13 protein-coding genes and 1 pseudogene are annotated in these 13,552 nt (G+C 64.5%); 3 read left to right on the top strand and 11 right to left on the bottom strand.

The genetic code is table 11. The annotated features are described in order from the left end of the window. Window positions 1-21: 21 nt before the first annotated feature. From AB7290_RS23045 to AB7290_RS23070, 6 genes and pseudogenes are all read right to left on the bottom strand, one after another. Window positions 22-582: pseudogene (locus tag AB7290_RS23045) on the bottom strand (sulfite exporter TauE/SafE family protein); the annotation flags it as partial. Then, window positions 581-1,300 (bottom strand): haloacid dehalogenase type II, encoded by a 720-nt coding sequence (locus tag AB7290_RS23050; protein WP_085401212.1) that lies wholly within the window; start codon window positions 1,298-1,300, stop codon window positions 581-583. The pseudogene AB7290_RS23045 and the gene AB7290_RS23050, both read right to left, overlap by 2 nt. A 142-nt stretch (window positions 1,301-1,442) precedes the next feature. Next, the gene (glpX, locus tag AB7290_RS23055; RefSeq protein WP_063983497.1) at window positions 1,443-2,444 is read right to left on the bottom strand and encodes a class II fructose-bisphosphatase; all 1,002 of its coding nucleotides are present in this window, start codon (window positions 2,442-2,444) and stop codon (window positions 1,443-1,445) included. 139 nt (window positions 2,445-2,583) lie between these two features. Beyond that, entirely contained in the window at window positions 2,584-3,900 is a 1,317-nt protein-coding gene (locus tag AB7290_RS23060; protein WP_085401211.1) for a homoserine dehydrogenase, read from the bottom strand. A 30-nt stretch (window positions 3,901-3,930) separates the two neighbouring features. Then, the gene (locus tag AB7290_RS23065) at window positions 3,931-5,151 is read right to left on the bottom strand and encodes an LL-diaminopimelate aminotransferase (RefSeq protein WP_014495524.1); all 1,221 of its coding nucleotides are present in this window, start codon (window positions 5,149-5,151) and stop codon (window positions 3,931-3,933) included. Between the two features lie 209 nt (window positions 5,152-5,360). Beyond that, window positions 5,361-5,636 carry a hypothetical protein gene (locus AB7290_RS23070; RefSeq protein ID WP_063983499.1) on the bottom strand — a complete coding sequence of 92 codons (276 nt, stop codon included), beginning with the start codon at window positions 5,634-5,636 and terminating at the stop codon, window positions 5,361-5,363. A 253-nt stretch (window positions 5,637-5,889) separates the two neighbouring features. Here AB7290_RS23070 and AB7290_RS23075 point away from each other — a divergent pair, with 253 nt between their 5' ends. Together AB7290_RS23075 and AB7290_RS23080 are read left to right on the top strand one after the other, a co-directional pair. Continuing rightward, window positions 5,890-7,695 carry a PHA/PHB synthase family protein gene (locus AB7290_RS23075; protein WP_085401210.1) on the top strand — a complete coding sequence of 602 codons (1,806 nt, stop codon included), beginning with the start codon at window positions 5,890-5,892 and terminating at the stop codon, window positions 7,693-7,695. Between the two features lie 63 nt (window positions 7,696-7,758). Further along, window positions 7,759-8,157, top strand: coding sequence for an MAPEG family protein (locus AB7290_RS23080; RefSeq protein ID WP_071914281.1), 399 nt, complete (start codon window positions 7,759-7,761; stop codon window positions 8,155-8,157). 19 nt (window positions 8,158-8,176) lie between these two features. Here AB7290_RS23080 and AB7290_RS23085 read toward each other — a convergent pair whose 3' ends face one another. The 4 genes from AB7290_RS23085 to AB7290_RS23100 all read right to left on the bottom strand — a co-directional run bounded on the left by AB7290_RS23085 (window position 8,177) and on the right by AB7290_RS23100 (window position 11,573). Further along, entirely contained in the window at window positions 8,177-8,764 is a 588-nt protein-coding gene (locus AB7290_RS23085) for a class I SAM-dependent methyltransferase (protein ID WP_085401209.1), read from the bottom strand. Window positions 8,765-8,778: 14 nt separating this feature from the next. Beyond that, entirely contained in the window at window positions 8,779-9,825 is a 1,047-nt protein-coding gene (argC, locus tag AB7290_RS23090; protein ID WP_063983503.1) for an N-acetyl-gamma-glutamyl-phosphate reductase, read from the bottom strand. 96 nt (window positions 9,826-9,921) lie between these two features. Next, a complete protein-coding gene (argC, locus tag AB7290_RS23095; RefSeq protein ID WP_085401208.1) occupies window positions 9,922-10,908 on the bottom strand; it encodes an N-acetyl-gamma-glutamyl-phosphate reductase in 987 nt (328 codons plus the stop codon). After that, the gene (locus tag AB7290_RS23100) at window positions 10,905-11,573 is read right to left on the bottom strand and encodes an FMN-binding negative transcriptional regulator (RefSeq protein ID WP_085401207.1); all 669 of its coding nucleotides are present in this window, start codon (window positions 11,571-11,573) and stop codon (window positions 10,905-10,907) included. The genes argC (AB7290_RS23095) and AB7290_RS23100 overlap by 4 nt, the downstream gene beginning before the upstream one ends. Window positions 11,574-11,961: 388 nt before the next feature. Between AB7290_RS23100 and AB7290_RS23105 the strand changes: the two genes are divergently transcribed. Continuing rightward, window positions 11,962-12,963, top strand: coding sequence for an MBL fold metallo-hydrolase (locus tag AB7290_RS23105; protein ID WP_085401206.1), 1,002 nt, complete (start codon window positions 11,962-11,964; stop codon window positions 12,961-12,963). Window positions 12,964-13,003: 40 nt separating this feature from the next. On the opposite strand, the gene AB7290_RS23110 is transcribed toward AB7290_RS23105, so the two are convergent. Further along, on the bottom strand, window positions 13,004-13,534 hold the full coding sequence (locus AB7290_RS23110) for a DedA family protein (RefSeq protein ID WP_063983507.1): 531 nt from the start codon (window positions 13,532-13,534) through the stop codon (window positions 13,004-13,006). Window positions 13,535-13,552 lie beyond the last annotated feature (18 nt).

Consider the following 13,552-nt stretch of genomic DNA (forward strand, 5'->3'; position numbering starts at 1 on the left):
TGTCGGCGCCGGAGTGTCTGAGGCGAGATAGCCGGACACACCGTCCCATAGCAGCTTCAGCGCCGTCACGACCAGCAGTCCGTAGCAGGTCCGGTAGATCTGCCGCTGGTCCAGCTTTCCATGCAGCCGCCAGCCGAGCCAGACGCCGGCGGGAATGGCGAGCAGGCACGCGGCCATCTCGATCCAGACGTTGCCTGATGGCCGCACCAGCAGCAGCCACGGCACCGCCTTGGTCGCATTGCCGACGGTGAAGAACAGGCTGGTCGTGCCGGCATAGACTTCCTTGGTCAGGCCGAGCGGCAGCAGATACATCGCCAGAGGCGGTCCGCCGGAATGGGCGACCATGGTGGTCACGCCCGAGGCGAGACCGGCCGCAACTGCTTTCGGCGTCGAACGCGGGCTAATGGTCACCTTGGGGTCGCTCAGGAGCCACAGGCCAACGAAGATCAAGGTGACGACCGCCATCACGATCGCGACGGCGCGGTGATCGAGCACGCGAAACAAGAGATTGCCGAGCGCAATGCCGACCAGGAGACCGGGCAGCAACAGCACGAGGTCGGGCTTCGACCAGGTCGAGGGCTTAGCAGCCCAGCTTGTCGGCGACCCCGCCAAAATCCTTGGCGACGATGTCCCAATTGCCGGTCGCCCCGAAATCGACCTTCTGGAGGGGGCCGTATTCGGTTGGCCGCGCCACGAACGCGGTCTTCAGCCCGTTCTTCTGCGCGGCGGCGAGATCGCCGTTGTGGGCGGCGACCATCATCACCTGTTCCGGCTTGAGGCCGAGCAGGCGCGCGGCGCCGAGATAGGTCTCGGGATCGGGCTTGTAGTGCTCGAACAGCTCGGCCGACATGATGAGGTCCCACGGCAGGCCTGCGAACTTCGCCATGTTGGTGAGCAGCGCGACATTGCCGTTCGACAGCGGCGAGATCACGAATTTCGACTTCAGCCGGGTCAGGCCCGCGACACTGTCGGGCCAGGGATGCAGACGGTGCCAGCCCTTGGTGATGTAGTCGAGGTCGGCCTCGGTCAAACCCTTGATCGCGAACTTCTCGACCAGCTTGTCCAGCGAGCGGCGGTGCAGGACGTCGAGGATGACATAGCCACGTTCGGGGTGCTTGCGCACGTCATCCATGGCGGCCGTGTACATGCCGCGCCAGCCGTCGACCAAAGCGGTCCAGTCGGCGGAGATGCCGCGGCCCTTGCCCCACCACATGAGGTCGGTGATCAGGCTGGTGCGCCAGTCCACGACGGTGCCGAACACGTCGAAGACCAGGGCTTTGACGGAGGAGAGATCGGACATGTGCGCTTCCTCTTTTGTTGTTCTTGCCATTCCGGGGGGCGCGTCAGCACTAACCCGGAATCCAGAAGTTATGGCGCGAGATTCCGATTTCTCCGGGCCGCGCGCTTTGCGCGGTCCCGTCGCCCCGGAATGACGAAGCGCGTCAGCCCAGGTAAAACTTCTCCAACTGCCGGTGCTCGGCCTTGATGTAACGCACGGTGCCGGTGACGGAGCGCATCACGACCGTCTCGGTCTCGATCACGCCGTCCTTACGGAACTTGACGCCCGACAGCAACGAGCCCGTGGTGACGCCCGTGGCGGCGAACAGGCAGTCGCCGCGCGCCATGTCCTCGATGCCGTAGATCATCTTGGGATCGTTGACGCCCATCTTGGCGGCGCGTTCGCGCTTCTCGTCGGAATCGAGGATCAGGCGGCACTGCATCTGGCCACCGATGCAGCGCAGCGCCACGGCCGCGAGCACGCCTTCCGGCGCGCCGCCGGTGCCGAGATACATGTCGACGCCGGTGTTATCGGGGTCGGCGCAGTGGATCACGCCGGCCACGTCGCCGTCGGTGATGAGGCGGACGGCGGCGCCGGTCGAGCGCACGCTCTCGATGATGCTGGCATGGCGCGGGCGGTCGAGCACGAGAACGGTGATGCCTTCCGGCTGGACACCCTTGGCCTTGGCGAGGCGGCGGACGTTGTCGGCGGGCGAGGCATCAATTTCGACAACACCCTTGTCGTAGCCGGGACCGATCGCGAGCTTCTCCATGTAGACGTCAGGAGCGTGCAGCAGCGTGCCGCCGTCGGCCATCGCCATGGTGGCAATCGAGCCCGGCATGTTCTTGGCGCACAGCGTGGTGCCTTCGAGCGGGTCGACCGCGATGTCGACCTGCGGGCCGGCGTTCATGCCAACCTTCTCGCCGATGAACAGCATCGGCGCCTCGTCGCGCTCGCCCTCGCCGATCACGATGGTGCCCTCGATCGGCAGCTTGTTGAGCTCGCGCCGCATGGCGTCCACCGCGGCCTGGTCGGCCGCCTTCTCGTTGCCGTGCCCGCGCAGCCGCGCCGAAGACACCGCCGCCCGCTCCGTCACCCGCACGATCTCCAGCGTGAGGATGCGCTCGAGCAACGCGTGCGGCGGGACTGAAATATGGGTCGACATCGGCTAACTCCTTCGGAACAGTTTTGGACGGAGATCTCCGTCCGCATCAACTCGTAACACCCACAGTTCGTTCGAACCGTGTCCTATTGTTTGAGCATGACCTTTCCGGAAAACCTCTTCACACTTTTCCGGGTCATGCTCAGTTCTTCTCGATCCGGATCACCTGTGGCCGTCCGCTGATCACCTTGTCCTTCTGCACGGCCGCGAGCGCGCGTCGCACGGCGTCCTCATGCGTCGCATAGGTGATCAGGATGACGGGCACGGGCACCGCCTTGCCGTTCGCCGGCGCAGCGCCGCCATTGGGATGACGCTGCACGATCGACTCGATCGAAATCTTCTGCTCCGCGAGCCGGGTCGCGATCGCGGCCGCAGTGCCCGGGAAATCCCGCGCCAGCAGGCGGATATAGTAGCCGCCCTCGTGCCGCTCCATCGGCGCCTTCTTGGTGTCGCGCAGATGCGAGATCGGCCGGCCGAACGGATTGGCGCGGATGCCGCGCGCAACGTCGGCGATGTCGGCGACGACGGCGGATGCGGTCGCAGCACCGCCGGCACCGGGGCCGACCAGCGTGATCGGAGGAATGCCCTCGCCATCGATCGTGACCGCATTGGTGACACCCATCACCTGCGCGATCGAGGAGGATTTTGGAACCATGGTCGGGTGCACGCGCTGCTCGATGCCCTTGGCGGTACGGACGGCAACACCGAGCAGCTTGAGCCGGTAACCGAGATCGTCGGCCGCGCGCAGATCTTCCGGCGCGATGGATGAGATACCTTCGACATACACAGCGCTTTGAGCAACTTTCGTGCCGAAAGCGAGGCTGGCGAGAATGGCAAGTTTTTGCGCGGTGTCGTGGCCATCGACGTCGAAGGACGGATTGGCCTCGGCGTAGCCGAGCCGCTGCGCATCCTTGAGGCATTCGGCGAAGGACAGTCCCTCCTGCTCCATCCGCGTCAGGATGTAATTGCAGGTGCCGTTGAGGATGCCGTAGACGCGGGTGACGCCGGTTCCGGCAAGCCCTTCGCGTAACGTTTTGATGACAGGGATCGCGGCGCCGACCGCTGCCTCGAAATTCAGCGCGCCGCCGTGCTTTTCGGCGGCCTTGGCAAGCTTCAGGCCGTGCTTGGCGAGCAGCGCCTTGTTGGCGGTGACGACCGACTTGCCCGCATTCAGTGCCGCTTCGACCGCAGAGAGAGCGGGATCACCGGCGCCGCCCATCAGCTCGACGAAGCAGTCGATGCCGGGGTGCGTGGCCAGTGCCATGGGGTCCCTGACCCATTCGATGCCGCGCAGATCGACGCCGCGCTTCTTCGCCTTCGAGCGCGCGGTGACGGCGACGACGCGAATGCCGCGGCCGCTGCGGCCCGCGAGCACGCGGGCCTGGGTCTCGATCAAACGGACAACTTCGGCGCCCACGGTGCCGAGCCCCGCTATGCCCACTTTCAGGGGTGCAACCATGATGCTTTAGAAAACCTGCCGAAGAGAAACTTAACGCCGATTGGCGAGCGGAACGACGTTGTGCAACGTTTCGATGCCGCTTTCAAGGAAGCGGCGCACGCCGCGCGCGGCTTGTCTGATCCGTTGCTCGTTTTCCACCATGGCGATGCGGACATATCCTTCACCGTGCTCGCCGAAGCCGACACCGGGCGAGACCGCGACGCCGGATTTCTCCACCATCAGGGTTGCGAACTGCATGCTGCCGACGCTGCGGAAGGCCTCCGGCAGCGGCACCCATGCGAACATCGAGGCTTCCGGCGGCGGGATCTCCCAGCCGGCGCGGCCGAATGACTCCACCAGCGCGTCGCGGCGCTTGCGGTAGGTGTCGCGCATCTCCTTGATGCAATCGTCGGGGCCGTTCAGCGCGGCGGTCGCGGCGACCTGCACCGGCGTGAAGGCGCCGTAGTCGAGGTAGGATTTGACGCGGGCGAGCGCGGCGATCACGCGGTCGTTGCCGACCGCAAAGCCCATGCGCCAGCCGGCCATCGAATAGGTCTTCGACATCGAGGTGAACTCGACGGTGACGTCGATCGCGCCGGGCACCTGGAGCACCGAGGGCGGCGGGTTGTTCTCGTCGAAATAGACTTCGGCATAGGCGAGATCGGACAGGATCAGGATCTCGTGCTTCTTCGCGAACGCGACAAGGTCCTTGTAGAAGTCGAGGCTCGCGACATAGGCGGTCGGGTTCGAGGGGTAGCAGACCACGAGCGCGAGCGGCTTCGGGATCGAATGCACGATCGCCCGTTCCACCGCCTCGAAGAATTGCGGCGTCGGCTCCGAGGGCACCGAGCGGATCACGCCGCCCGCCATCAGGAATCCGAAGGCGTGAATCGGGTAGCTCGGGTTCGGGCAGAGGATGACGTCGCCGGGCGCGGTGATCGCCTGCGCCACATTGGCAAAGCCCTCCTTCGAACCGAGTGTCGCGACGACCTGGGTGTCGGGGTTGAGCTTCACGCCGAAGCGGCGGGCGTAATAAGCGGCCTGAGCGCGGCGCAGCCCGGGGATGCCGCGGGAGGCCGAGTAGCGGTCGGTGCGCGGCTTGCCCAGCGTCTCCTTCAGCTTCTCCAGCACATGCGCAGGCGCCGGCAGGTCCGGATTGCCCATGCCGAGGTCGATGATGTCGGCGCCGGCATTCCGCGCGGCTGCCTTGGCCCGGTTGACCTGCTCGAACACGTAAGGCGGAAGGCGGCGGATGCGGTAAAACTCTTCCATGGCTCTCTGGGCTCCGGGCAACCGGTCAGGACAGAATCGACCGGCCATGACAGCCGCTCGGGAAAGCTCTCGCCCCCTCGCGAAAATCACTCAAAATCAAACGCTTAGAGCAATATTCGACGGCAGGAGCTGAAGTCGTTCGCCCTGACTCTCGGCTGAACTGAGGTCTTTTAGCACGGCATGGCGGGGGCGCCAGCGATTACGCCGCGTTACTTGGCGTCTTTTGCGGCAACGGATTGGCGGTCGCGCGCGGCGGCCAGCTCGGCTTCGATCTTGGCGCGCTGGTCCGGCGGGATGATTGCCTGATCACGATCCGGTGGCAGATCGTGCACCGGAAGGTACGAGCCGGGCTCCCTGGGATGGGCCTGCGCATCAGTAGGGGTATAGTCAGCCAGCTGACTCGAGCAGCCGCCCAAGGCAAGCGCCGCCATCAGCAGCGCGCCACAGATCGGCAGCGACTTTTGCAGGTCCCTCAACGCCAACACTTGGGAAATCCCCTACTCGTCCCAACGCAAGGCTGCCGGAACTTAACCCGACAACCTGCCCAAGCTCAAACCATTGCTGCCCACAAATGGTACGAGCGAGAATACTTCCAAGGCCCACTGCGGAAGAGGTGCACGCTGATTGTGACAAAACCAAGGGGCTTTGTCGCAGTGCAGCACATGTTGGAGCTTGTTTAACGCCAAACATGCGAGCTTCGCGGTGACGAATACAGAATGAATCGTTACTGTTCTGCTCATGAGTACCGCCACGACCGACACGCCCAAACCCGAGACGAAGTTCGATGCGGAAGCCTTCGCGATGAATGTCGCGCGGGCGATGGAGAGCGGCGGCAAGGCGCTCGCCGCGTATCTGAAACCGCGCGAGAGCGGCGACGTGCAGGATCGGCCGCCCGCCGAGCTTACGGAAGTGGTCAAGGCCTTCACGTCGGTCGCCGAATACTGGCTGTCGGATACATCCCGCGCGTCGGATCTGCAGACCAAGCTCGCCAAGGATTATCTCGACCTCTGGGGCTCGGCAGCGCGCCGCATGGCCGGCCAGGACGCCCCGCCCGCGATCGCGCCCTCGCCGCGCGACAAGCGCTTTGCCGATCCGGAATGGAAGTCGAACCAGTTCTTTGATTTCATGATGCAGCTCTATCTGCTCACGACCAAATGGGCGCAGGAGCTGGTGCACGACGCCGAGCTCGATCCGCAGACCCGCCGCAAGGCGGAGTTCTACATCCAGCAGGTCACCAATGCGATCTCGCCGTCCAACTTCGTGCTGACCAATCCGGAAGTGCTGCGCGAGACGGTGGCGAGCAGCGGCGAAAATCTCGCGCGCGGCCTGAAGATGCTGGCCGAGGACATCGCGGCCGGCAAGGGCATGCTGAAGATCCGCCAGTCCAATCCGGACAATCTCGTCGTCGGCGTCAACATGGCGACGACGCCGGGCAAGGTGATCTACCAGAACGAGATGATGCAGCTGATCCAGTATTCGCCGACCACGGAGAACGTGCTGCGCACGCCGCTCCTGATCGTGCCGCCCTGGATCAACAAGTTCTACATCCTCGATCTCAAGCCGGAGAAATCCTACATCAAGTGGTGCGTCGACCAGGGCATCACCGTGTTCGTGATCTCATGGGTCAATCCCGACAAGCGGCTCGGCAACAAGAGCTGGGAAGACTACATGAAGGAAGGCCCGCTCACGGCGATGGACGTGATCGAGAAGGTCACCGGCGAGTTGAAGGTGCACACCGCCGGCTATTGCGTCGGCGGTACCATGCTCGCGACCACGCTGGCCTGGCTCGCCGAGAAGCGCCGCCAGCGCGTGGCGTCGGCGACGTTCTTCGCAGCGCAGGTCGACTTCACCCATGCCGGCGATCTCCTCGTGTTCGTCGACGAGGACCAGATCGCGGCCCTCGAGCAGGACATGAAGGCGGCCGGCGTGCTCGAAGGCTCGAAGATGGCGATGGCCTTCAACATGCTGCGCTCCAACGATCTGATCTGGTCCTATGTCGTCAGCAACTATCTGAAGGGCCAGCAGCCGAGCGCGTTCGACCTCTTGCACTGGAATTCGGATGCGACGCGCATGACCGCGTCGAACCATTCCTACTACCTGCGCAACTGCTACCTGGAGAACCGGCTCTCCACCGGCACGATGGTGCTCGACAACACGCTGCTCGACCTCTCCAAGGTCAAGGTGCCCGTCTACAACCTCGCCACCCGCGAGGACCACATCGCGCCGGCCGAATCGGTGCTGTACGGCTCGCAGTTCTTCGGCGGCCCGGTGAAATACGTCCTGTCCGGCTCGGGCCACATCGCCGGCGTGGTCAACCCGCCCGCCTCGAACAAGTACCAGTACTGGACCAACGACAACGTCAAGGATGTCAACGTCGCCGAATGGATGAAGGGCGCGGTGGAGCACAAGGGCTCGTGGTGGCCGGACTGGCGGCAATGGCTGGGCGAGCTCGATCCGGAGGAAGTCCCGGCGCGCGTGGTCGGCAGCGAGGCCCTGCCCCCGATCGAGGACGCGCCCGGCAGCTATGTCAGGGTTCGCGCATAGCGGACTCGCCCGCGCTTTCGTATAGACTCGCTCTCAACGCAGCGAAGACACAGGGGACGGACCATGACGCGCGAATTGTTCTGGCTGACACTGACGGTGATCCTGACCGGGATCCTCTGGATTCCCTACACCATCAACCGCTGCCAGGTCCGGGGGCTCAGTGGCGCCTTGGCCAATCCCTCGCGCGGCGACAAGCCGCAGGCGGAGTGGGCGAACCGCCTGATGTTCGCGCATGACAACGCCGTCGAAAACCTCGTGCTCTTCGCGCCGCTGGTGCTGATCCTGAACGCCATCGACTATTCCTCGAAATGGACCGTGCTCGCCTGTGCGGTCTATTTCTGGTCGCGTGTCGCGCATCTGATCGTCTATGCGCTCGGAATCCCGGTGTTCCGGACTCTCGCCTTCACCGTCGGCTTCCTCGCCCAGGCCGTGCTTGCGCTGGCAATCTTCAAGGTGCTCTAGAAATCGGGTCTCTTAGGGATCAGGCCCTGCGTACGACGAGGTTCAGCATGTTGGCTGGCGTCTCGTCGAAACTCTGGATCACGTTGGTGTCCGACGACAGCGTGATCCACGAACCTGCGCTGGCGTAAGTCATCTCGAGCCACTCCCGCGAGACGTAGCTGTAGTACCGCCCGAGGCTGTCTCGCGCGTCGCCCTCGCCCATCTTGTAGCTGGCGTAGAACACGCCTGATGGCTTGAGTGCACGGTGGATCTTTCCAAGGATGCCGGCGAGCTCGTCGCGTGGCACATGCAGCAGACAGGCGCTCGCCCAGACGCCGTCATAGGCCTCGTGCCCATCCAGCTGGTCGAACCGCATCGCCTCGACGGGATGACCAAGCCGGCGCGAGGCGATCCCGGCCATTTCGGGCGAGCCATCGGTCGCACGCACTGAAAAACCTTCGGCGAGCATCACTGCGGAATGATTGCCGGCACCGCAACCGAGCTCGAGGATCGCGCCTCCCGGCGGCAGCAGGGCGAGAAAGCCCCGCAACCGCGTCGATGCGGCCTTCGCCCAGCCGGCATAGGCCTCGGCGTTCTGCCGGTAGAATTGCAAGGTCGCTTCGTCCACCGCAGTACCTCGTGTCATGGAAACAGCGCGATCTGCTCCAACCCCGCCGTCTCGGGCAGCCCGAACATCAGGTTCATGTTCTGGATCGCCTGCCCGGCCGACCCCTTCACCAGATTGTCGAGCGTGGAAATCACGATCGCCCGGTTCTTGATGCGGTCGGCGACGACGCCGATCTGCACATAGTTGGAGCCGCGCACATTCTGGGTCTGCGGCAGCACGCCCTTCCTGGCGACATGCACGAAGGGCTCGTTGGCATAAGCCTGCTCCAGCGCGCTTCGCAGATCGTCCGGCGTCGCGCCGTTGAGCTTGACGTAGGAGGTGCAGAGTTCGCCGCGCGCCATCGGAATAAGATGCGGCGTGAAGTTGATCGTCACTGCGGAACCGGCGGCGACGCCGATCTCCTGCTCGATCTCGGGCGCGTGCCGGTGGGTGCCAACCGAATAGGGCGACAGCCCCTCGCCCGCCTCGCTGAACAACGTGTTCTGTTTCAGCCCGCGGCCGGCGCCGGTGACGCCCGATTTCGCGTCGATGACGATGTCGTCGACGTCGATCAGCTTGGCTTTCGCAAGCGGCACCAGCGCGAGCAGCGCCGCCGTGGGATAGCAGCCGGGACAGGCGACCAGCCGCGCCGACGTGATCTTCTCGCGATAGAATTCGGTGAGACCGTAGACCGCTTCGCCCTGCAGTTCGAGCGCCCGGTGCTCATGGCCGTACCACTGCGCATAGGTGCTCTTGTCCCGCAGCCTGAAATCGGCGGACATGTCGAGGACCTTGATTTTGGGATTTGCCTTGAGGACCGCGGCGATGATTTCCTGCGTGGTGCCGTGCGGCAGTCCGCAGAACACCGCATCGAGCTTGCTCCAGTCGACCTTTTCCCATTCCACGAGTTTCGGCAGGTCCAGCATGAAAAAATGCGGAAACACGTCGCCCATCGACTTGCCGGCATGGGTGTTGGCGGTGAGCGCGACGATCTCGGCATTCGGATGCCGGGCCAACAGGCGCACCGCATCGGCCCCGGTGTAACCGGAGGCGCCGAGAATGCCGATCTTCTTCGAGCTCATCACGCGTACCTTTCAGGCGTCATTTGATCGTCTTGCCGGGGTCGAAAGTCGCAGCGTCGCTTCGTCCACCGGGCTGGCCTCCCGAGCAACGTTCGATCAGCTATTGTCGGCAAGGCCCAGCATCAGCCGCATGTTCTGCACGGCCGCACCCGAGGCGCCCTTGCCGAGATTGTCGAGCCGGGCGACAAGTACCGCCTGGTGATATTTGTCGCTGGCGAAGACGTGGAGCTCGAGCGCGTTGGTCTCGTTGAGCGCCTCCGGCTCGAGCTTGCCGCCCTTGGTCGCCTCGTTCTGGAGCGGCATCACCGAGACATATTTCGAGCCGGCGTAACGCTTGGCCAGCGCGGCCTGGAGGTCCGCACCGCCAAGCTTGCCCGGCAGCGCGTCGAGCTGGAGCGGCACCGAGACCAGCATGCCCTGCCGGTAGTTGGCGACCGAGGGAATGAAGATCGGCCGCCGCGTCAGTTTCGAATAGAGCTGCATCTCCGGAAGATGCTTGTGCTCGAAGCCAAGGCCGTAGAGCTCGAAGGACGGCGCGCTGCCGTCTTCGAAGCTCGCGATCATCGACTTGCCGCCGCCGGAATAGCCGCTCACCGCGTTGACGGTGACGGGATAATCGGGCGGCAACAGACCGGCATCGACGATCGGCCGCAGCAGCGCGATCGCACCGGTCGGATAGCAGCCGGGATTGGAGACCTTCTTCGCGGCCTTGATCTTTGCGGCCTGGTCCGACGTCAGCTCCGGAAAGCCGTAGGCCCAGTCGGGCGCGACCCGGTACGCGGTGGAAGCGTCCAGCACCTTCGGCGCCGAAGCGCCCATGCTGTCGACCAGCGCCACTGTTTCCTTCGCGGCCTCGTCAGGCAGGCAGAGGATGACGAGATCGACCTCCTCCATCAGCGCCTTCTTGGCCGCGGGATCCTTGCGCTTGTCGTCGGAGATCGTCTTCACGGTGACGTCGCTCTGGAGCTTCAGCCGCTCGTTGATGCCGAGCCCGGTGGTGCCGGAGCCGCCGTCGACGAAGACGGTGGCGGGCTTCTTGGCGGCGCCGGTGGTCGGGGCCTTGGTGGTTTCCGTGAGGCTCATGGCGCGCTCCTTTCGAGCATGTTGGTTTCGTTCGCGAAGGCCTCCGGCCTCACGTCCTGCATCAATTGTGCAATCTCTCTGGCGTCGGCTGCGGGTTGCGCCCCGAGCGCGTTGGCGATCGCGGTATAGTCGGCGTCCGATTTGTGCTGGTTGAGCTTGAAGCTGCCTTCGACCTCTTCAACCGTCATGACCAGGCCCACGATCCCCTTCTTCAACGCTTCCAGCCGGCCTGCCGTCATCTTCGCCGATGTCCACGGCGCTTTCGGCAACAGCCAGCTCTCGAACTTGTCGCTCAGCGTGTCGATCTGCACCGCCAGCTGATCGTCCGACAAGAGGCGCACCGGCCCGCTCAGATGCACCGACTGGTAGAGCCAGGTCGGCACCTGATCCGGCGAGACGTACCAGTCGGGCGATACATAGGCATCGGGGCCGTTGACCGCGAGCAGCCAGGAGGTCGTCCCATCCGCCAGCTTTAGCAGCGGATTGTGACGGGCGACATGAAAGGCGGCCTGCGGCGTGCCGTTAGCGGCGTAAGTCAGGTAGAACGGCAGCGGCGAGGCGACCGGCTTGTGGCCGTCGAAGGCGCACATCGTGCCGAAGCCGCGCTCCTCGGCGAATTTCAGGCTCGCGGCGCGGTCCTGCTTGAAAAAGGGTGGCGTGTACATCGTGGTCTCCTGCTGGGCCTCCTTGAGGGGCCGCCGGATCAGATCGCGCTGACAGGAGAGAGAATGCCGCGGATAGGATCCAGCGGCAAAGACGATGATCTCAAACGCGACCGACCGCCCAAACCGCTAAAGAGCGGCGGCGGCGACGGGCGAACAGGATGGTCGCGGCGTTGATCATGGCGCGCGGCTATAAGGCCAGAGGGTTCCAGGGTCAAGTCCAAATCGATGGGGCGCGACGGCTGCCGCACCACGTGACGGCAGGATGCCGCACGGATGTCATCGGGTCGCAGCGGAATTTCTCCTAAGCTTGGGGGTTCCCGAGAAAGAAAGGCGCCACAACCCCGCCGGTTCGTGCCTTTCGTTCGCAACCCAGCCCCAGGACATCGCCATGACCGAGATCACCCGTCGCGCAACGCTAGCCGGCGCCGCCGCCTCGGCGCTCCTGCCCTTCGTGAAGACCTCGCCCGCGAGCGCCGCCGCGCCCCAGGCAGCGACCCAGAATGCGAGCTTCTACCGCTACAATGTCGGCACCCACCAGATCACCGTGGTCTGCGACGGCGTCGCGACCGTCAACCTGACGGACAATTACGCGGCCGGCGCCAGCAAGGACGACATCAACAAGATCTTCGCCGAGAACCATCTGCCGACCGACAAGGTCACCCACACCTTCAATCCGGTCGTCGTCAACACCGGGCCGAAGCTCGTCGTGATCGATACCGGTCTCGGGCCCGACCAGTTCACGCAGACCAAGGGCAAGGTCGGCCAGTTCCACAACAACCTTGCGGCGGCCAGCATCGACCGCGCGGCAGTCGACACCGTCATCATCTCGCACTTCCACGGCGACCACATCAACGGCCTGCTCGCGGCCGAGAACAAGCCGGCCTTCCCCAACGCCGAGATCATGGTTCCGGCAGTGGAATGGAAGTTCTGGATGGACGACGGCGAGATGAGCAAGGGGACCGGCAATCCGATCCTTGAGAGCAACTTCAAGAACATCCGCCGCGTGTTCGATGCGCTCGGCCGCAAGGTCACGCAATACGAGTCCGGCAAGGAAGTCGCGCCCGGCATCACGTCGGTGGCGAGCCCGGGCCACACGCCGGGACACAACTCCTTCATCGTCGCGTCAGGCGCGGAAAAGGTACTTGTGCAGGTCGACATCACCGCAGGCGCAGCGTTCCTGTTCGTGAAGCACCCCGAATGGAACATCGCCTCCGACGTCGACAAGCCGCTGGCGCAAGAGACGCGGCGGAAGCTTTACGACATGGCGATTGCCGAGAAGATGCCGATCCAGGCCTTCCATGCCGCCTTCCCCGGTCTCGTCCGCGTCGAGAAGGAGAAGGATGGTTCGGGCTATCGCTGGATTCCGTCGATCTGGAATGCCTCGCTATAGGCTCTGCCGTATGCGCTGACCGGGCGGCCGAGCTGCCCGGTCAGATCACGCGCCAGATCCATTCCATGATCTTCGCGATCACGTCGCCGAACAGCAACAGCGCCGCGGACCAGACCAGCGCCGAGATGAAATTGGCGGCCTGAAAACTCCAATAGGGCATCTCGAAAATGCCGGCTGCGAGCGGCACCGAGGCGCGCAAGGGCCCGAAGAAGCGGCCGATGAAGATGCTGGGCACGCCCCAGCTCCGCACGAAGGCTTCGCCCCTGGGCAGCAGTTCCGGGTAGCGCGACAGCGGCCACATCTGGGCGACCTGCTCCTTGTAGCGATAGCCGAACCAGTACGAGACCCAGTCGCCGAGCGCAGCACCGATGCCGCCGGCGATCCAGACCGGATAGAAGCTGATGCCGCTGGCCCCGATCAGCGCGCCGATCGCAACCAGCGCCCCCCAGGCCGGGATCAGCAGCGAGATGAAGGCCAGCGACTCCCCGAAGGCGAGCAGGAACACGATCGGGGCCGCCCAAGCCTGGTGAGCGCGCACGAAATCGGCCAGCGCGTGCGCGTACTGCTCCATTCCAGATTGCCTTCCCGC

The sequence above is a fragment of the Bradyrhizobium sp. 613_E4_N2_2 genome (assembly GCF_052075995.1).
Lineage (GTDB): Bacteria > Pseudomonadota > Alphaproteobacteria > Rhizobiales > Xanthobacteraceae > Bradyrhizobium > Bradyrhizobium barranii.

What these genes read in the sequence shown, in the direction of transcription:
- AB7290_RS23075 (WP_085401210.1), top strand. Translation starts at nt 5,890, where the DNA reads ATGAGTACCGCCACGACCGACACGCCCAAACCCGAGACGAAGTTCGAT.
- argC (WP_085401208.1), bottom strand. Translation starts at nt 10,908, where the DNA reads ATGAGCCTCACGGAAACCACCAAGGCCCCGACCACCGGCGCCGCCAAG.
- AB7290_RS23050 (WP_085401212.1), bottom strand. Translation starts at nt 1,300, where the DNA reads ATGTCCGATCTCTCCTCCGTCAAAGCCCTGGTCTTCGACGTGTTCGGC.
- AB7290_RS23100 (WP_085401207.1), bottom strand. Translation starts at nt 11,573, where the DNA reads ATGTACACGCCACCCTTTTTCAAGCAGGACCGCGCCGCGAGCCTGAAA.
- glpX (WP_063983497.1), bottom strand. Translation starts at nt 2,444, where the DNA reads ATGTCGACCCATATTTCAGTCCCGCCGCACGCGTTGCTCGAGCGCATC.
- AB7290_RS23065 (WP_014495524.1), bottom strand. Translation starts at nt 5,151, where the DNA reads ATGGAAGAGTTTTACCGCATCCGCCGCCTTCCGCCTTACGTGTTCGAG.
- AB7290_RS23080 (WP_071914281.1), top strand. Translation starts at nt 7,759, where the DNA reads ATGACGCGCGAATTGTTCTGGCTGACACTGACGGTGATCCTGACCGGG.
- argC (WP_063983503.1), bottom strand. Translation starts at nt 9,825, where the DNA reads ATGAGCTCGAAGAAGATCGGCATTCTCGGCGCCTCCGGTTACACCGGG.
- AB7290_RS23060 (WP_085401211.1), bottom strand. Translation starts at nt 3,900, where the DNA reads ATGGTTGCACCCCTGAAAGTGGGCATAGCGGGGCTCGGCACCGTGGGC.
- AB7290_RS23105 (WP_085401206.1), top strand. Translation starts at nt 11,962, where the DNA reads ATGACCGAGATCACCCGTCGCGCAACGCTAGCCGGCGCCGCCGCCTCG.
- AB7290_RS23110 (WP_063983507.1), bottom strand. Translation starts at nt 13,534, where the DNA reads ATGGAGCAGTACGCGCACGCGCTGGCCGATTTCGTGCGCGCTCACCAG.